Annotated in this window: 16 protein-coding genes; 9 read left to right on the forward strand and 7 right to left on the reverse strand. The window is 63.3% G+C overall.

Going from position 1 to position 17,012, the window contains the following annotated elements:
• Positions 1-201 precede the first annotated feature (201 nt).
• The 5 genes from petA to ACYG9R_RS18370 all read left to right on the forward strand — a co-directional run bounded on the left by petA (position 202) and on the right by ACYG9R_RS18370 (position 4,904).
• Positions 202-762 (forward strand): ubiquinol-cytochrome c reductase iron-sulfur subunit, encoded by a 561-nt coding sequence (gene petA, locus ACYG9R_RS18350; protein ID WP_023670027.1) that lies wholly within the window; start codon positions 202-204, stop codon positions 760-762.
• Between the two features lie 16 nt (positions 763-778).
• Complete coding sequence (locus ACYG9R_RS18355) at positions 779-2,122, forward strand: cytochrome b (RefSeq protein ID WP_023670028.1); 1,344 nt, start codon at positions 779-781, stop codon at positions 2,120-2,122.
• A 23-nt stretch (positions 2,123-2,145) separates the two neighbouring features.
• Entirely contained in the window at positions 2,146-3,018 is an 873-nt protein-coding gene (locus ACYG9R_RS18360; RefSeq protein ID WP_023670029.1) for a cytochrome c1, read from the forward strand.
• 185 nt (positions 3,019-3,203) lie between these two features.
• The gene (locus ACYG9R_RS18365) at positions 3,204-4,349 is read left to right on the forward strand and encodes an alpha-hydroxy acid oxidase (protein ID WP_023823405.1); all 1,146 of its coding nucleotides are present in this window, start codon (positions 3,204-3,206) and stop codon (positions 4,347-4,349) included.
• Between the two features lie 9 nt (positions 4,350-4,358).
• Positions 4,359-4,904, forward strand: coding sequence for an adenine phosphoribosyltransferase (locus tag ACYG9R_RS18370; RefSeq protein WP_023711138.1), 546 nt, complete (start codon positions 4,359-4,361; stop codon positions 4,902-4,904).
• Positions 4,905-5,046: 142 nt separating this feature from the next.
• Here ACYG9R_RS18370 and ACYG9R_RS18375 read toward each other — a convergent pair whose 3' ends face one another.
• The 7 genes from ACYG9R_RS18375 to ACYG9R_RS18405 all read right to left on the reverse strand — a co-directional run bounded on the left by ACYG9R_RS18375 (position 5,047) and on the right by ACYG9R_RS18405 (position 11,380).
• Positions 5,047-5,511: a MaoC family dehydratase gene (locus tag ACYG9R_RS18375; RefSeq protein ID WP_023814991.1), complete on the reverse strand. Its 465-nt coding sequence runs from the start codon at positions 5,509-5,511 to the stop codon at positions 5,047-5,049.
• Positions 5,508-5,969 carry a MaoC family dehydratase gene (locus ACYG9R_RS18380; protein ID WP_023670033.1) on the reverse strand — a complete coding sequence of 154 codons (462 nt, stop codon included), beginning with the start codon at positions 5,967-5,969 and terminating at the stop codon, positions 5,508-5,510. Before ACYG9R_RS18380 ends, ACYG9R_RS18375 begins: the two co-directional genes overlap by 4 nt.
• 78 nt (positions 5,970-6,047) lie before the next feature.
• Positions 6,048-7,022 (reverse strand): magnesium/cobalt transporter CorA, encoded by a 975-nt coding sequence (gene corA, locus ACYG9R_RS18385; protein WP_023814992.1) that lies wholly within the window; start codon positions 7,020-7,022, stop codon positions 6,048-6,050.
• A gap of 200 nt (positions 7,023-7,222) precedes the next feature.
• A complete protein-coding gene (gene ychF / locus ACYG9R_RS18390; protein ID WP_023701570.1) occupies positions 7,223-8,326 on the reverse strand; it encodes a redox-regulated ATPase YchF in 1,104 nt (367 codons plus the stop codon).
• Between the two features lie 95 nt (positions 8,327-8,421).
• Positions 8,422-9,162, reverse strand: a complete 741-nt coding sequence (gene pth / locus ACYG9R_RS18395) for an aminoacyl-tRNA hydrolase (protein ID WP_023823406.1) — start codon at positions 9,160-9,162, stop codon at positions 8,422-8,424.
• A 21-nt stretch (positions 9,163-9,183) separates the two neighbouring features.
• The gene (locus tag ACYG9R_RS18400; protein WP_023686131.1) at positions 9,184-9,828 is read right to left on the reverse strand and encodes a 50S ribosomal protein L25/general stress protein Ctc; all 645 of its coding nucleotides are present in this window, start codon (positions 9,826-9,828) and stop codon (positions 9,184-9,186) included.
• A 265-nt stretch (positions 9,829-10,093) separates the two neighbouring features.
• Complete coding sequence (locus ACYG9R_RS18405) at positions 10,094-11,380, reverse strand: ROK family transcriptional regulator (protein WP_023823407.1); 1,287 nt, start codon at positions 11,378-11,380, stop codon at positions 10,094-10,096.
• 187 nt (positions 11,381-11,567) lie between these two features.
• Here ACYG9R_RS18405 and ACYG9R_RS18410 point away from each other — a divergent pair, with 187 nt between their 5' ends.
• The 4 genes from ACYG9R_RS18410 to ACYG9R_RS18425 all read left to right on the forward strand — a co-directional run bounded on the left by ACYG9R_RS18410 (position 11,568) and on the right by ACYG9R_RS18425 (position 17,004).
• Positions 11,568-14,129, forward strand: a complete 2,562-nt coding sequence (locus ACYG9R_RS18410; protein WP_023823408.1) for an ATP-binding cassette domain-containing protein — start codon at positions 11,568-11,570, stop codon at positions 14,127-14,129.
• Entirely contained in the window at positions 14,126-15,115 is a 990-nt protein-coding gene (locus tag ACYG9R_RS18415; protein WP_023823409.1) for an ABC transporter permease, read from the forward strand. The genes ACYG9R_RS18410 and ACYG9R_RS18415 overlap by 4 nt, the downstream gene beginning before the upstream one ends.
• Before the next feature lie 46 nt (positions 15,116-15,161).
• Positions 15,162-16,163, forward strand: a complete 1,002-nt coding sequence (locus ACYG9R_RS18420; RefSeq protein ID WP_031199224.1) for a rhamnose ABC transporter substrate-binding protein — start codon at positions 15,162-15,164, stop codon at positions 16,161-16,163.
• Positions 16,164-16,242: 79 nt separating this feature from the next.
• Complete coding sequence (locus ACYG9R_RS18425; RefSeq protein WP_023823411.1) at positions 16,243-17,004, forward strand: glutamine amidotransferase; 762 nt, start codon at positions 16,243-16,245, stop codon at positions 17,002-17,004.
• The last annotated feature ends 8 nt before the right edge of the window (positions 17,005-17,012 follow it).

Here is a 17,012-nt window from a genome sequence, read left to right on the forward strand (position 1 = left end):
ATTTCTCTTCGTGCGGAACGCCCGCGACAATCTGCCCTTGTGGCCTCAGCCCGCTGGACAAAAACGGGCTTCACGCATAAACCGAAATCCAAATGCCGGAGGAATTCGCTAGCTTGTTCGCCATGCGCTGTCGGGCCGGCGCGATGGAGCGGGGACAAAGCTCGGCCGCCGGCTCGGAAGAGGCGAAAGGATCAGGCACCCGTGAGCGCAACCGACACCCAGGATCCCAACCGTCGTGATTTTCTCTACGTCGCCACCGGCATGGCGGCAGTGGTTGGCGCAGGCGCCGTTGCCTGGCCCTTCATCGACCAGATGCGCCCCGATGCCTCGACGCTGGCGCTGGCCTCGGTCGAGGTCGACGTCGCCTCGCTGACGCCTGGCATGTCGCTGATCGTCAAATGGCGCGGCAAGCCGGTCGTGGTGCGCAACCGCACCGAGCAGGAGATGAAGGACGGCGAGGCCGTGAACCTTGCCGACCTCAAGGATCCTATTGCCCGCAACGCCAATCTGCCCGCCGATGCGCCGGCGACCGACGCCAACCGCACCACGCCCGGCAAGGAAGCCTGGATGGTGATGGTGCAGGTCTGCACGCATCTGGGGTGCATTCCGCTTGGCCAGGAAGGCGATTTCGGCGGCTGGTTCTGCCCGTGCCACGGTTCGGTGTACGATACCGCCGGCCGCATCCGCAAAGGCCCGGCGCCGGAAAACATGGCCGTGCCGGTATTCAAGTTCATTTCCGATACCAAAATCCTTATCGGTTGAGGCAGGGGATAATTCGATGAGCGAGGGACACTCGACCTATACGCCCAAGACCGGTATCGAACGCTGGTTCGACGCCCGCATGCCGCTGCCGCGCATGGTCTATGACAGCTTCATCGCCTATCCGGTGCCGCGCAACCTTAACTATGCGTGGACCTTCGGCGGCATCCTCACGATCATGCTGGTGGCGCAGATCCTGACCGGTATCGTGCTGGCCATGCACTATACCGCCGACACCAACCTCGCCTTCAATTCGGTCGAGAAGATCATGCGCGACGTCAATTCGGGCTGGCTGTTGCGCTACATGCATTCCAACGGCGCCTCGTTCTTCTTCGTCGCCGTCTACATCCACATCTTCCGCGGGCTTTATTACGGCTCCTACAAGGCGCCGCGCGAGCTGCTGTGGATCCTCGGCTGCATCATCTATCTGCTGATGATGGCGACCGGCTTCATGGGCTATGTGCTGCCTTGGGGTCAGATGAGCTTCTGGGGCGCCACCGTCATCACCGGCTTCTTCAGTGCCATTCCGCTGGTCGGCAACTGGATCCAGGAACTGCTGCTCGGCGGTTTCGCCGTCGACAACCCGACGCTCAACCGCTTCTTTGCGCTGCACTATTTGCTGCCGTTCATGATCGCCGGCGTCGTCGTGCTGCACGTCTGGGCGCTGCACGTGGTCGGCCAGTCGAACCCGACCGGCATCGAGGTGAAATCGAAGACCGACACCGTTGCCTTTACGCCCTATGCGACCATCAAGGATGCATTCGGCATGATCGTGTTCCTGTTCTTCTTCGCCTATTTCGTCTTCTACCTGCCGAACTTTCTCGGCCATCCGGACAATTACACGATCGCCAACCCGCTGAAGACGCCGGCCCACATCGTGCCGGAATGGTACTTCCTGCCGTTCTACGCGATCCTGCGCGCGATCACCTTCAACATCGGGCCGATCAACTCCAAGCTCGGTGGCGTGCTGTGCATGTTCGGCGCCATCGTCATGCTGTTCCTGGTGCCGTGGCTCGACACCTCCAAGGTGCGCTCGGCGGTCTACCGGCCCTGGTACAAGCTGTTCTTCTGGCTGTTCGTCGCCGACGCTGTCCTGCTTGGCTGGCTTGGCTCGCAGCCGGCGGAAGGCGGCGGTCTGTTGACCCTCCTGATAGGTGAGGTCTCGGGCAACTACGTTGGCTACGCTCAAGCGGCGACACTGTTCTACTTCGCCTTCTTCCTCGTCATCCTGCCGGTGCTTGGCCTGATCGAGACGCCACGCAGACTGCCGAATTCGATCACCGAGGCGGTGCTGGAGAAGAACAAGGGTGCCGGAGGGGGACATCCGGCCGGTGCGACCGCGGCGCCGGAAACCAAAGGCTGAGTGAGAATCTAAGGGGATTTGGCATGAAAAAGATTCTCACCTCGCTCGCCCTGCTAGGCGTGTTTGCCGCTGGCATCGGAGCCGTCGGCAGTGTGGCGATCGCCGCTGAAGAGGCGCACAACGCGGCGGCACCGACGCATTTCCCGATCCACGAGCCGAAGGAGATGGACTGGACTTTTGCCGGTCCGTTCGGCACCTACGACAAGGCGCAGCTGCAGCGTGGCTTGAAGGTCTACAAGGAAGTCTGCTCGGCCTGCCACTCGATGAATCTGGTGGCGTTCCGCACGCTGGAGGACCTCGGCTATTCGGAAGCGCAGATCAAGTCGCTGTCGGCCGAGTACACCATCCATGATGGACCCAACGATGCCGGCGACATGTTCGACCGGCCGGGCAAGCCGTCAGACCATTTCCCGGCGCCGTTCGCCAATGAGGAGGCGGCTGCCGCTTCCAACGGCGGCGCTGCCCCACCGGATATGTCGCTGCTGGCCAAGGCGCGCGGCGTCGAGCGCGGCTTCCCGCGCTTCGTCTTCGACATCTTCACGCAATACGCGCAGGGCGGCCCGGACTACATCCATTCTCTGCTGACAGGCTACGACGAGACGCCACCTGCCGGCATGGTGATCCCCGAAGGCACCCACTACAATCCATACTTCATGTCCGGCGTGTCGCTGAAGATGCCCAAGCCGCTCTCCGACGGCCAGGTGACCTACGATGACGGTTCGCCGCAGACGATCGACCAGTATTCGCGCGACGTCTCGGCGTTCCTGATGTGGGCGGCCGAGCCGCATATGGAAGACCGCAAGAAGACCGGCTTCCGCGTGCTGGTGTTTCTGCTTCTGTTCGGGGCGCTGATGTATCTGACCAAGCGCAAGGTGTGGGAAGGCGTGGCGCACTAAGCCGCATCTTATTCCTCGGAAATGGAAAGGGCGTCTTCGGACGCCCTTTTTGCTTGCCAAACCGGACATGGTTCGCATCTTGGCGCAGCATCCGTCCAGTAAGAAGTCCGTTGGCACGCCGCCATGCGATTGGTATTACACGCGCGCCCGGCGGATCGCCGGCTAGAGGGGCATTTGGATCGATGATGCGGCTACGCGACTGTCACAACTTTTCCGACTTCCGGCGCATGGCCCAGCAGCGGTTGCCGGGCCCAATCTTCAACTACATCGATGGCGCGGCCGACGACGAGGTCACCTATCGCCGCAACACCGAGAGTTTCGAGCGCTGCGACCTCGTTCCCAGCGTGCTGCGCGGGGTAAGTGAGATCGACATGTCGGTGACGGTGATGGGCCAGAAGCTGGCCATGCCCGTCTATTGCTCGCCGACCGCCTTGCAGCGGCTGTTCCATCATCAAGGCGAGCGCGCGGTGGCCAAGGCTTCGGCCAAATTCGGCACTATGTTTGGCGTGTCCTCGCTCGGCACCGTCAGTCTTGAGGAAGCGCGCAAGATCAGCAGCAGCCCGCAGGTCTACCAGTTCTATTTCCACCGGGATCGCGGCCTCAACCGGGCGATGATGCAGCGGGCGAAAGCGGTTGGCGTCGAAGTGATGATGCTGACCGTCGACAGCATCACCGGAGGCAACCGCGAGCGCGACAAGCGCACCGGCTTTGCCATCCCCTTCAAGCTCAACCTTGCCGGCATGCTGCAGTTCGCGCTGAAGCCGGGTTGGGCGATCAACTATTTCACCCATGAGGGGTTCAAGCTGCCGCAGCTCGACGAGCATGTCGACATGGGCGGCGGCACGATGTCGATCAGCCGCTACTTCACCGAGATGCTCGATCCGTCGATGACCTGGGACGATGTTGCCGAGATGGTCAGACTGTGGGGAGGTCCGTTCTGCCTCAAGGGCGTCATGGCGGTGGAGGATGCCAAGCGCGCCGTCGAGATCGGCTGCAGCGGCATTGTGCTGTCCAACCATGGCGGCCGGCAGCTGGACGGCTCGCGGGCGGCGTTCGACCAGCTGGCCGAGATCGTAGATGCCGTCGGCGACAGAATAGACATCATCATGGATGGCGGCGTGCAGCGCGGCACCCATGTGCTGAAGGCGCTGTCGCTCGGCGCCAAGGCTGTTGGCGTCGGCCGCTATTATCTGTTCCCGCTGGCGGCGGCCGGCCAGCCCGGCGTAGAGCGGGCGCTGGAGCAGATGCGGGTCGAGATCGAGCGCGGCATGAAGCTGATGGGCTGCAGTTCGATCGAACAATTGTCGCGCAACAACCTCCGTTTCAGGTAATCTCGACCCATGAAATCCTCGCTCGAAGACACGCTGCTCGCCGCGATCCGCACCATTCCGGACTACCCCAAGGCCGGCATCCTGTTTCGCGACATCACCACTTTGCTCGGCAATGCGCGCGCCTTCCGCCGCGCCATCGACGAGCTGGTGCATCCCTATGCCGGCCAGAAGATCGACAAGATCGCCGGCATCGAGGCGCGTGGCTTCATCCTCGGCGGTGCGGTCGCGCACCAGCTTTCGGCCGGCTTCGTGCCGATCCGCAAGAAGGGCAAGCTGCCTTACGAGACGGTACGCGTCGCCTACAGCCTGGAATACGGGCTGGACGAGATGGAGATGCACAAGGACGGCGTTGCGCCGGGCGAGAAGGTGATCCTGGTTGACGACCTGATCGCGACCGGCGGAACGGCGGAGGCGGCGGTCAAGCTGCTAAGGCAGATCGGCGCCGATATTCTTGCCGCGTGCTTCGTCATCGACCTGCCGGATCTCGGCGGACGGGCGAAGCTCGAAGCGCTGGGCGTGCCGGTGCGGACGTTGATCGGGTTTGAGGGGCATTAGGGAGTAGGGAGTAGGGAGTAGGGAGTAGGGAGTAGGGAGTAGGGAGTAGGGAGTAGGGAGTAGGGAGTTGGGAGGAAGCTCCGCATTCCGTGCAAGGCGCAGCACCCACTGCTGCCTAATCCCTACTGCCTAAACCCTAGCCCTACCCAGCCTTCACCAGCACGGCGCTGTCGAACTCCAGCACCTTGTCGCCTGCCGAATCGGAACCTTCCGAGCGCAGCGCCAGCAGGCGCCAGCCGGGGCGGGTGGCAAGCGGGCGGTGGGACAGGGCCGTGCGCATGAAGGTGACGGTTTCTCCGGCATAGACCGGCTTTGGCCATTTCAGGTTCCTGAAGCCGGGGGAGGGGCCGAATTCTGGTACCGGGCCGGGTCCGGTCCATTGAGAAGCGTCCATAGGATTTTTGAGATTGAGCTTCATCCAGGTGGCCGCGGTGTGCCAGCCTGAGGCGCAGAGGCGGCCGAACACGCTTTTCTTCGCCGCCTCCTCGTCGACATGAAAGACCTGTGGATCGTATTTGCAGGCGAACGCCTTGATCGCCTCGGTTTCGAATGTGTGCGAACCGAGGTTGATGGTATCGCCGATGCGGAAGAACGCGTCGAGGCTCATGCGCCGGCCTCGCGGGTCAAGAACATGACAGTGTTCTCAAGTTCGAAGACGCTTTCACCGCGCTGGTTGAACAGTTCGCTGCGCAAGGTGACGAGGCCGAGCTGAGGCCTGGATTTCGACAGGCGCCTGGCAAGCACGCTGGTGCTGCCGGCCAGTGTGTCGCCGGCCAGCACCGGCTTCTTCCATTTGACCTGGTCGATGCCGGGCGCGCCTTGCGCGGTCGAGTCGAGCAGGAAGGCGTCGCACAGCATGCGCATGAAGATCGCGCAGGTGTGCCAGCCGGAGGCGGCCAAGCCGCCAAGGATGCTGGCCTTGCCAGCGGCTTCGTCGAGATGCATCGGCTGCGGGTCGAATTCGGTGGCGAATTCGATGATTTCGGCCGCACTCACTTGCTTGGCGCCGAGGTCGATCGACGCGCCCTCGGTGAAATCCTCGTAGGCCCAGCTTTTTGCGGTCATGATCTTAATCCGGTTGTACGATCACCGGGCATCCGGATGCCGTCCGGGCGGCGTTTGGTCAAGCGAATTCTATTGGGCCTACAACCAGCCGCGGCGGCGGAAATACCAGAACGGCAGGATCGCCGACAGGATCATCAGGGCGATGGCGAAGGGATAGCCGAGCTCCCATTTCAGCTCCGGGATGACGTCGAAATTCATGCCGTAGATCGAAGCCACCAGCGTCGGCGGCAGGAAGATGACGGCGGCGACCGAGAAGATCTTGATTATGGCGTTCTGCTCGATCGAGATCATGCCGAGCGTCGCGTCGAGCAGGAACGAGATCTTCTGCGACAGGAAGGTGGCGTGGTCGGCGAGCGACAGGACGTCGCGCGATACTGTCTTGATGCGGGCGCGGACGTCCTTGCTCATCTTGATCTGGGTCGCGACGTGGGCAAGGAAGCCGGTGAGGCGCTGCAGCGAGATCAGGCTGTCGCGGATCGAGGAGGCAATGTCCTCCTTGCGGCCGATGGCCTTGAGCAGTTCCTGGAAGTCGCGATTGCGCTTGTTCACCTTGGTCGACCGCGCTTCGAAGATATCGCGCGAGATCGTCTCGATGTCACGGCCGGCGCGTTCGAGAATATCGGCTAGGCGATCGACGATCGCCTCCAGCAGGCCGATCAGGATGGTGTTGCCGGTGGTGCAGCCTGTCGCCACCTTCTCGGCGCGCAGGGGAAAGGTCTTGAACGCCTTCGGCTCATGATAGCGGATGGTGACCAGTCTCGGGCCGGCAAGCACAAAGGTAACCGGTGACATCAAGGGATCATCGATTTCGGTCTGCGCCGGCAAGGTGGCGGTCATGAAGTAGGCGCCGTCCTCGATGTAGAGGCGGCTCGAAATCTCGATCTCCTCCATCTCCTCGCGCGTCGGGATGGCAACACCGAGCCAAGTCTCGATCGTTGTTTCTTCTTCCTTGGTCGGGTTGAGAAGGTCGGCCCAGACGACCTGATCGCCATTGGCCACGAGATCGTCGGCGAGGCGCAGGCGATCATTGTCGACGACGAAGGCCTTGATCATCGCCGGTCTCCGTTGGTTGAGCCCAAGGTTTCGTTTAATAGCGATGGGTCTTGCACGCGCCGCCGTTCCCACGGGGACGGCCAAGTCGCATGCAAACGGCCATAGACCCGGTGCCAAGGGCAGTCAAGCGAAGCGGCATGCCGGCTCCTCCACTTGACGAAGCCGTGATCGGCCGCCGTCAGCGCGCCAGCCGCGGCGCCTCAGGTGTTGAACTTGAACAGCAGGACGTCACCATCCTGGACGACATATTCCTTGCCTTCGTCGCGCGCCTTGCCGGCTTCCTTGGCCGCCACTTCGCCGCCCAGCGTGATGTAGTCGTTGTAGGCGATGGTCTGGGCGCGGATGAAGCCGCGCTCGAAATCGGTGTGGATGACGCCGGCGGCCTGCGGGGCCTTGTCGCCCTTGTGGATCGTCCAGGCGCGCGTCTCCTTCGGCCCGGCGGTGAAATAGGTGATGAGATGCAACAGATCGTAGCCGGCGCGGATGACCTTGTTGAGGCCAGGCTCGTCCAGCCCGAGCGAGGACAGGAACTCCATCTCTTCCTCGTCGGAGAGCTGGGCGACTTCGGCCTCGATCGCGGCCGAGATCACCACGGTGCCGGCGCCTTGCGCGGTCGCCATCTTTTCCACGGCTTTGGTGTGCTCGTTGCCGGTGGCGGCGTCGGCTTCGGCGACGTTGCATACATAGAGCACGGGGTGCGAGGTCAAGAGGTTCAGTCCCTGCAGGATGCGCAGGTCTTCCGCTGAAATGCCGTTGAGCAGGATGCGGGTCGGCTTGCCGGCCTGGAGGAGCTCGAGTGCGGCCTCCATCATCGGCAGCACGGTGGTTGCTTCCTTGTCCTTGCTGCCAGCGCGCTTGCGGATCTGCACGATGCGGCGCTCGAGGCTGTCGAGGTCGGCGAGCATCAGCTCGGTCTCGACCGTATCGGCGTCGGCGACAGGGTCGATCTTGCCCTCGACATGGGTGATGTCGTCATCCTCGAAACAGCGCAGCACATGCACGATGGCGTCGACCTCACGGATGTTGGCGAGGAACTGGTTACCCAGCCCTTCGCCCTTGGAGGCGCCGCGCACCAGGCCGGCGATGTCGACGAAGGAGATGCGGGTCGGGATGATCTCCTTAGACTTGGCGATTGCGGCGATCTTCTGCAGCCGCGGATCAGGCACCGCCACCTCGCCGGTGTTCGGTTCGATGGTGCAGAACGGATAGTTGGCGGCCTGCGCCGCCGCCGTCCTGGTCAACGCGTTGAAAAGCGTCGACTTGCCGACGTTGGGCAAGCCAACGATGCCGCATTTGAAACCCATGTGTCCGGTCCTATCGGGAAACTAGAAATTTGATGAGGGCTATGGGCGATAGGGGTGAGCAACGTCAAGCCCCGCAGTCCCGATCCTATCGACGCTCAGTCCTTCTTGCCGAACAGTTTCTTCAGCATGGCGGCCATAGGGCCGCTTTCCGGCAGCTTGGCCGGCGCCTGCTGTGGCCGTGCCTGGCGGATGTGGCTTTGAGCCTTTAGACCTTCAGCCTTCGGCGCCTTGGGCGGCGGCCGGTCGTCGTCGCTGGTCGGCACCAGCTTGTCACGCAGGGCCAGAGTAATGCGGTTCATGAAGGAACTGTCGTCGCCCTTGGCCAGCAGCCCGGCATCGTCGGCGATGGTGTCGAGCAGCACGTCCAGCCACTCGCGATCGGCCTTGGCGAAGTCGCCGAGAACATGGGACTGCACCATTTCCCGGACGCCGGGGTGTCCGACGCCGATGCGCACGCGTCGAAAATTCTTGCCGACATGCTGGTCGAGCGAGCGGATGCCGTTGTGGCCGCCGGCGCCGCCGCCGACTTTGACCCGCAATTTGCCGGCCGGCAGGTCGATCTCGTCGTAAAAGACGGTCAGCGCCTCGGGGCCGAGCTTGTAGAAGCGCAGGGCTTCGCCGACCGGCTGTCCCGACAGGTTCATGAAGGTCTGCGGCTTGATCAGAAGAATCTTTTCGCCGGCAATCGTGCCTTCGGCGATCAGGCCCTGGAACTTCTTCGACCAGGGCGAAAACGAATGGCGGCGGGCAATTGCGTCCGCCGCCATGAAGCCGACATTGTGCCGGTTATCAGCGTATTTCGCGCCCGGATTGCCGAGGCCTGCAAAAACAAGCATCGTCTGCTCCGGGCTCGAAAATTACTTCTCTTCGGCAGCAGGAGCCGCCGCTTCGGGGGCTGCCGCTTCCGCCGTCTCTTCCGTCTCCGGCTTCATCGCCGAGGAGCCGGCAATGGTCGCGATGGTGAAGTCGCGGTCGGAGATCACCGGCTTGACGCCGGCCGGCAGGGTTACCGCCGAGATGTGGATCGAATCGCCAATGTCGGCGCCGGTGAGATCGACGGTGATGAATTCCGGGATCGCATTGGCCGGGCAGTGGAACTCGACTTCATGACGCACGATGTTGAGCACGCCGCCGCGCTTGATGCCGGGCGACTTGTCTTCATTGATGAAGTGGACAGGCACGTCGACGTTGACCTCGGTGTCCTTGCCGATGCGCAGGAAGTCGACATGGACCGGGAAATCCTTGACCGGGTCGAGCTGGAAATCCTTGGGCAGAACCTGGATTTTCTTGCCGTCCACATCGATCGTGGCGATCGTGGTCAAAAACCCGCCGCCATGGATTTTGTAGAAGACGTCCTTGTAGTTCAGCGCAATCGCCAGGGGAGGCTGTCTGTCGCCGTAGATAACTGCAGGCACTTTACCGTTGCGGCGAACTGCACGGGCGGACCCCTTACCGACCTGTTCGCGCGCTTCGGCCTTGAGCTCGTAAGTATCGTGGCTCATGGCATTTCCTTTCGCGTTTTATGGAGCGTTTGCGGTGGCAGTGTGCCTGGACCGTAAACGTCGAAAGCCGCCAGGCCTGGATGTCCGAATGCCAGAAACCGCATACGCGGAGCTTTGTTCGGGATCACAAGGGAAGGCAGCCTTCCGCCGCGTTGCCTCCAAGGGTGTCTACGCGGGTGGCGGCTCTATAGCGGAAGGCGGGCAGGCGTGCAAGCCATGGCGGGCAAGGGCGGCCGATGCCTGCGTTGGGCGCGCCGCATTGCGCTCAGGCCGGCAGGTTGGTGGGCGGATTTGATCCGTTTCCCTTGGCGCCACCGAGCGTGGACAGAGCGCTCAGCAGTTTCGTCCGGTCCTTGCCGATCATGAGCACGCCGCTGTCGGGCGCCAGCAGCGCCGAGAACGGAAGCATGGCAGCGCCGATCGAGGAGGCCTCAGGGCCGAATTGCCCCGACACGATCTCCGGCGCCACGATGCCGATTGCGCTGGCCTGGTTGAACTGGGTCTGCACCCTTGCCAGCAGTTCGAGATGGATCGGCCTGGGCAGGATCGAGTCGAGAACGATGGCCTCGATGTCGATGATGGAGGTGATGGCGATGATCGCCTCGACCAGCGCGCTCGCACAATCGTCGATCCATTCGAACAGCGGCACGCGCGCTTCGGGTGGCAACGGATCGAGTTCCCGCACACGATTGATCACCACGCCGCGCGACCTCAGGTGATTGACCAGCACATAGATCGAGGCGCGATGCAGCAGGCTCTGGTAGCGCGCAGGCTTCGCCGCCACCGAATCGAGGCTTGAGGGCGAGACCGGCAAGGGTCCGAGGGCAGCGCTGTTGCCATGCGGCCCGGTGTGGACCCTGCCGCCTTGCACCAGGCCGCCGCCGACAAAAGTGTCGATCGAGATGTGCATGAAATCGCGGAAGCGGGCGCCGGCGCCCTGGACAAGTTCGGCCAGCGCCGCCGACGTGGCGTCGTTTTCCACGAACACCGGCGTCTTTGCCGGCGTGGCAAAGCATGTCGTCAGGTCGATCGCTTCCCAGCGGCTGCCGAGATCGTCGGGAAAGCCGAGTTCCTCGCTCCAGCCGCCGAGGAAATAGGGGGAGGCAATGCCGACGCCGACGATGCTTGCATCGCCAAGTCCGTCGACGAGTTTCTCGAACGTGGCCAGCGCCATGTTGCCGGCCTTCAGCACCAGATCAGGATCGGGGAAGCGGTATTCGTGCGACTCTCTTGCGCGGATTTCACCGGCGAAGTCGACCAGAACGGCTTCCAGCGCACGCCGGCCGATCTTGATGCCGACGCTGTAGATGCGTTCTGGTGTCAGCCGGTAAAGCGTGGAGGGCGATCCGCGTTGCCCGAACCTTTTCCCCACTTGCTTTACGAAACCGGAGGATTCCAAGCCGTCGACGATGGCAGCGACCGCCGCCGGCGTCAGGCTTGCCGCGCGCGCCAGATCGGACTTGGAGGCTTCCTTGAGGCGACGGATGGCGTCGAGCACGAAACGCTCGTTGTAGTGGCGAACTTTGACAGAATTGCTGCCTTTCCCTGACAAAACCCACGTCTCCTCAAATGTCGCCGTTCTTACCGCAAGAGGCCGAAACCACCTTCGGCCGAAGCATCCTGCGATGCCTGTGCGAGAGGCGACAGTGCGCGTCGGAACCATGGAAGTCAATTTTGCCGTTGCGCCTTTGCGCGATTTAATATAGCAAATTGAAAAAATAACTAGTCAGGGAGGAGACGTGCTGCACTCGGGCACACAAAGCGAAGCCGACGCTGCGGAGGTGCGGGCTGTTCCCGTTGCGCTGGTTCAGGCGGCGAAGGCTTTCGGCGGCACGATTGCGCTCAAGGACGCCTCCTTCGAATTGCGCTCCGGCGAGGTGCTGGCGCTGCTTGGCGAAAACGGCGCCGGCAAGAGCACCTGCGTGAAGCTTCTGGCCGGTGTGCATTCTCCCACCAGCGGTCATGTCGAGGTTGACGGCAAATCAGCCGTGTTCCATTCGCCGCATGACGCGCAGGCGGCCGGCATTGCGGTCATGCACCAGCATCCTGGCCTGTTTCCCGATCTGTCGGTGGCGGAGAACATCTATCTCGGCCACATGCCGCGCGACCGCTTTGGCGGCATCGACAATGCCGCCGTGCTGGCCGGCGCCCGCAAGGTGCTGGCCACCGTCGGGCTCGATGTGCCGGCGGCAACGCGGCTGGGAACACTGCGTACCTCTGAACAACAACTGGTCGAGATCGCCCGCGCGCTGTCGCTGGATGCCCGCGTGCTGATCATGGACGAACCCACGGCCGCATTGTCGCAACGCGAGGTCGAGCGGCTGTTTTCCGTCGTTGCCGATCTCAGGCTGCACGGCGTGGCGATGATGTTCGTCGGCCACCGCATGGATGAAATCTTCCGCATCGCCGACCGCATCGCGGTGCTGCGCGACGGGCGCCTGATCGGCGTCAAGCCGAAGGCCGAGCTTGGCCGTGCTGCCGCCATCAGCATGATGGTCGGGCGTGAAGTCACCGACCTCTATCCCGAACGGCGCCATGCCTCAGGCGCGCTGGTGCTGGAGGCGAAGGGACTTTCGCGCGCCGGCGGGTTTGCCGGTATCGACCTCAAGCTTCACGCCGGCGAGGTGCTGGGGCTTGGCGGCCTGGTCGGCAGCGGACGCACCGAGATTGCGCGCGTGCTGTTCGGTATCGACCGGCCCGACGCCGGCGAAATCCTGATCGACGGCAAGCCCGTGCAGTTCGCCTCGGCGCGCGACGCCATGGATGCGCGCATCGCCTATGTGTCGGAAGATCGCATGGGCCAGAGCCTGGTGATGGATTTCTCCATCCTCGACAATGCGGTGCTACCTGTTCTCGACAAGGCCGCACAACGCGGTCTCTACGGCACCGACCGCGCCATCGGTCTGGTGGCGGACTGGCTGAAGCGCATGAAGCTGCGCTTTTCCGGCTACGGGCAGCCGGTGAAAGAGTTATCCGGCGGCAACCAGCAGAAGGTGGTGCTGGCCAAATGGCTGCGCACCGAGCCGCGCGTGCTCATCCTCGACGAGCCGACGCAAGGCATCGATGTCGGCACCAAGGCGGAAGTGCATGCAATGATCGCTGACCTTGCCGCGCAAGGCATGGCGATCCTGCTGATCTCGTCAGAGATGCCCGAGCTGATCGGCATGTGCGACCGCATTATCGTGTTGCGCGAAGGCCGCCAGACTGCCGAGTTTTCGCGCGGGCAAGCCACGCAGGAAAAGGTACTGGAAGCGGCGACCAGGACCGATGAACGTGCCGGCCAGGCAGCGCAGATAGAACGCGCCGCCGAGGAGGAAAAGGCAAAAGGACCGTTCGATTTTCTGAAGCGGCGGGAATTCGGCCTGCTTGCGGCGATGCTCGCCGTCGCCATTCCGGTCACCATCATCAACCCGCGCATGGTGAGCGCGGCGAACCTCACCGCTGTGTCGATGGACGCGGCCTTGCTGATTGTCGCCGCACTGGCGCAGATGCTGGTGCTGATCACCCGCAACATCGACCTGTCGATCGCAGCTGTGATCGGCCTCTCCGCCTATATGGCGGCCAGCATGGTTCAGGCCTATCCCGGATTGGACATCGGCATCGGCCTGATCACCGCCTGCGCGGTCGGCGGCTTTGCCGGACTGCTCAACGGCCTTGTCGTTACCAGGGGAAAGATCCCGGCCATCGTCGTTACGCTGGCTTCGATGTCGATCTTCCGCGGCTTCAACTCGATCTGGGCGGCGGGCGACCAGGTCAGCGCCGACGAAGTCACGCAAGCCTGGCTCGACATGACCGGGCTGAAGATCGCCGGCGTGCCGCTGATCGTCGTCATCGCTATTGTCATCCTGTGCGCCGGCTATGTGCTGCTCTATCGCACCGCAACCGGACGCGAGCTGTTTGCCACCGGCTCCAACCCGGACGGCGCACGGCTGATCGGCATTCCGGTCGACCGGCGCATCCTGCTGGCCTTCGGCATGGCCGGCCTGCTCGGCGGCCTGTGCGGGGCGCTGTGGGCATCGCGCTATGCCACCATCGATGCCCGCGTCGCGCTCGGCTTCGAGCTCACCGTGATCGCCTCCGCCGTGGTCGGCGGCGTCGCCATCCGCGGCGGCTCGGGCACGCTGCTCGGCATCATCCTTGGCGCGCTCACGCTCTTGGTCATCAAGAACGGGCTGACGCTGGTGCGCGTCGATCCGCTCTGGCTGCAGGGCGTCTATGGCCTGGTGATCCTGGTTGCCATCGGCATCGACACCTTCATCGTGCGGCGCGCCGAACAGGCGAGACAGGCGAGGGCGAGATGAGAAAGTTTATCCGCTCGATCGACTTCTGGGATCTGCTGCTGGCGACCGCCTGCCTCGCCGTCTTTATCTATGCGGCGGTGTTCGTGCCGAATATCGTCTCCGGCTTCAACCTCTCGCAATTGGCCGCAAGCGCCTCGGAAAAGGCGTTGCTGATCCTGCCGATGACGCTGCTCATCATCACCCGCGAGATCGACCTGTCGATCGCCTCGGTGCTGGCGCTGACATCCGTGGTGTTTGGCCTGCTCGTCCAGGGCGGCGTGCCGACGCTGGCGGCCATTCCGCTGACGCTGGTCTTCGGCGGCCTGCTCGGCGCCTTCAATGGCTATCTGGTTTCAGGGCTGGGGCTGCAGTCGCTGGTGGTGACGCTCGGCACCATGGCGCTCTATCGGGGCATTGGCTACATCCTGCTCGGCACCGGTTCGGTCAACATATTGCCGCCGGCGGTCGTCGATTTCGGCATCAGCAATCTGCCGGGCACACAAATCCCGTGGACCATCGTGCCGTTCCTGCTGCTGGCGCCGATCTTCGCGGTGGTGCTGCAGAAGACGCCGACCGGCAAGCGCATCTATGCGCTCGGCGGCAGCCCCGAAGTGGCGCGTTATTCCGGCATCGATACGCGCAAAATGGTGCTGAAGCTGTTCGTCGTTTCGGGCATGGTCGCAGCCATCGCCGGCATCGTCTATACCGCGCGCCTCTCCAACGCCCGCGCCAACAATGCGCTCGGCATGGAGCTCGATGTCATCACCATCGTGCTGCTCGGCGGCGTCAGCGTCTTCGGTGGTAAGGGGCGGCTCACGGGGGTCATGCTGGCGCTGCTGTTGATCGCCATCATCCGAAATGTGCTGGCGCTCAACCAGATCGGCGGCGACGCTCAAGGCATGATCATCGGCCTGCTTCTGATCGGCTCGCTGCTGGTCGGCAATTACTGGCGCTCCCTGGAGGAGCGGCTGTCAAGATCGCGCGTCCTGCGCGAAACCAAGGGGTGATCTCGGGCCCCTTTCTTCAAGCCCGAATTCTGACGGAGGAGACACAATGAAAGCGTTTAGAATAGCCCTGCTCGCATCCGCGGTTCTGCTTGCGCCGGCCTCGCTGGCCTACAGCCAGGAATGCGCCAAGGAACCGGTGACCGTCGGCTTCCTGCCCAAGCTCGACACCGATCCCTACTTCAAGGTGGCTTTCGACGGCGCCGAGGAGGCTGCGAAGGAAATTGGCGGCACCGCCACCCAGGTTGCCCCGTCGCAGGCGACGGCCGAGGCACAGATCGAATTCATCAACAGCCTTGTGTCGCAGAAGGTCGGGGTCATCGCTATCGCCGGCAACGACGCCAATGCGGTTGCGCCTGCGCTGAAGCGCGCCGTTCAGCAAGGCGTCCGGGTGATATCGTACGATTCCGACGTCGCGGCCGATGCGCGCGCGGTGTTCGTGAACCAGGTGAAGGGCGACAGTCTGGCCGAAATGATGCTGGAAAGCGCATTCAACCTCAGCGGCGGCGAAGGCGAGTTCGCCATCCTGTCGTCGACGCCGACGGCGACCAACCAGAACGCCTGGATCGACTTCATGAAGGCGAAGATGGCGGCAGAGCCGAAATACGCCAAGATGAAACTGGTGCAGGTCGCCTATGGCGAGGAGAGCGAGCAGGTCAACCAGCAGCAGGCCTTGGCGCTGGTGCAGGCGTTTCCGGATCTCAAGGTGATCATCGTGCCGGCAGGCATTGGCCTTCCGGCGGCCGCGCGCGCACTCGAGGAAGCCGGCATGATCGGCAAGGTCAAGCTGACCGGCCTTGCGCCGGCCACTTTGATTTCGAAATACATCAAGGATGGCTCTGCCCAGGATATCTGGTGGAATGTCACCGATCTCGGCTACCTGACCTATCAGGCGGCCCAGGCGCTGGCGCAGTGCAAGATCACCGGCAAGGAAGGTGAGAAGTTCACGGCGGGCAGGCTCGGCGAATACACGATCGGGGCCAGCGGCGAACTGATCCTTGGCCCGGCCAAGATCGTGACGCCGGAAAACCTGGCCGAGTTTAAGTTCTAAGCCTCCCAAGGCCCGGCGGGCGCCGGTTCAAGCCGGCGCCCGCTCGTTCAATTGTCAGTCGAAAAGCGTGAGGGCGACGATGAAACTCTTGCTGGCAGGCGAGACCTTCGCGGCGACGACCTCGGTCGCTGCCGGCGGCGACGTTCTGACAAGTGCGACATGGGTGAATGGCGCGACGGCCTTCAATGCCGCCCTTGCCGCAGAGGGCATAGCGGTGACGCAGATCGGTGGCGATCGCTGTGCGGCCGAATTTCCGTATGACCTCGACGCGCTGGCCGAATACCAGGCGGTGGTGATCTCCGATGTCGGCGCGCTGACCTTGCTGGTCACGCCGGAGGCCGGCGCCGGGCGCATCGGCGTCAACCGCCTCGACGTCCTCAAGGCCTATGTCGAAGGCGGTGGCGGGCTGATGCTGGCCGGCGGCTATATGGGGTTCCAGGGCATGTTCGGCACGGCGCGTTTCCACGACACCCCGGTCGAGGACATCCTGCCCGTGCGCTGCCTGCCATTCTCGGACGGGCTGGAAGTGCCGCAAGGCCTGCAGCCGTCGATCCTTCAGGCGTCGCATCCAATCCTTGCCGGTGTCGCGGGCCCGTTGCCGCCGATCCTCGGCATGAACAAACTCGATTTCAGGCGCGATGGCTCGTCCCAGCTGCTGGCGACCTGCCATTATCGTGGCACGGACTGGCCGCTGCTTGCTGCTCGCAGCGTTGGCCACGGCCGCACTGTCGCCTGGGCGACGGATATCGGCCCGCACTGGCTGTCGCAGGACTTTCTCGGCTGGCCGCTCTACGGCAAGCTGATGGGCAACGTCGTGCGCTGGCTGGCCGGCAAGGATTAAGCCTGGCG

The sequence above is a fragment of the Mesorhizobium sp. RSR565B genome, from assembly GCF_054719465.1.

What these genes read in the sequence shown, in the direction of transcription:
- ACYG9R_RS18355 (WP_023670028.1), top strand. Translation starts at nt 779, where the DNA reads ATGAGCGAGGGACACTCGACCTATACGCCCAAGACCGGTATCGAACGC.
- ACYG9R_RS18360 (WP_023670029.1), top strand. Translation starts at nt 2,146, where the DNA reads ATGAAAAAGATTCTCACCTCGCTCGCCCTGCTAGGCGTGTTTGCCGCT.
- ACYG9R_RS18365 (WP_023823405.1), top strand. Translation starts at nt 3,204, where the DNA reads ATGCGGCTACGCGACTGTCACAACTTTTCCGACTTCCGGCGCATGGCC.
- ACYG9R_RS18370 (WP_023711138.1), top strand. Translation starts at nt 4,359, where the DNA reads ATGAAATCCTCGCTCGAAGACACGCTGCTCGCCGCGATCCGCACCATT.
- ACYG9R_RS18375 (WP_023814991.1), bottom strand. Translation starts at nt 5,511, where the DNA reads ATGAGCCTCGACGCGTTCTTCCGCATCGGCGATACCATCAACCTCGGT.
- ACYG9R_RS18380 (WP_023670033.1), bottom strand. Translation starts at nt 5,969, where the DNA reads ATGACCGCAAAAAGCTGGGCCTACGAGGATTTCACCGAGGGCGCGTCG.
- corA (WP_023814992.1), bottom strand. Translation starts at nt 7,022, where the DNA reads ATGATCAAGGCCTTCGTCGTCGACAATGATCGCCTGCGCCTCGCCGAC.
- ychF (WP_023701570.1), bottom strand. Translation starts at nt 8,326, where the DNA reads ATGGGTTTCAAATGCGGCATCGTTGGCTTGCCCAACGTCGGCAAGTCG.
- pth (WP_023823406.1), bottom strand. Translation starts at nt 9,162, where the DNA reads ATGCTTGTTTTTGCAGGCCTCGGCAATCCGGGCGCGAAATACGCTGAT.
- ACYG9R_RS18400 (WP_023686131.1), bottom strand. Translation starts at nt 9,828, where the DNA reads ATGAGCCACGATACTTACGAGCTCAAGGCCGAAGCGCGCGAACAGGTC.
- ACYG9R_RS18415 (WP_023823409.1), top strand. Translation starts at nt 14,126, where the DNA reads ATGAGAAAGTTTATCCGCTCGATCGACTTCTGGGATCTGCTGCTGGCG.
- ACYG9R_RS18420 (WP_031199224.1), top strand. Translation starts at nt 15,162, where the DNA reads ATGAAAGCGTTTAGAATAGCCCTGCTCGCATCCGCGGTTCTGCTTGCG.
- ACYG9R_RS18425 (WP_023823411.1), top strand. Translation starts at nt 16,243, where the DNA reads ATGAAACTCTTGCTGGCAGGCGAGACCTTCGCGGCGACGACCTCGGTC.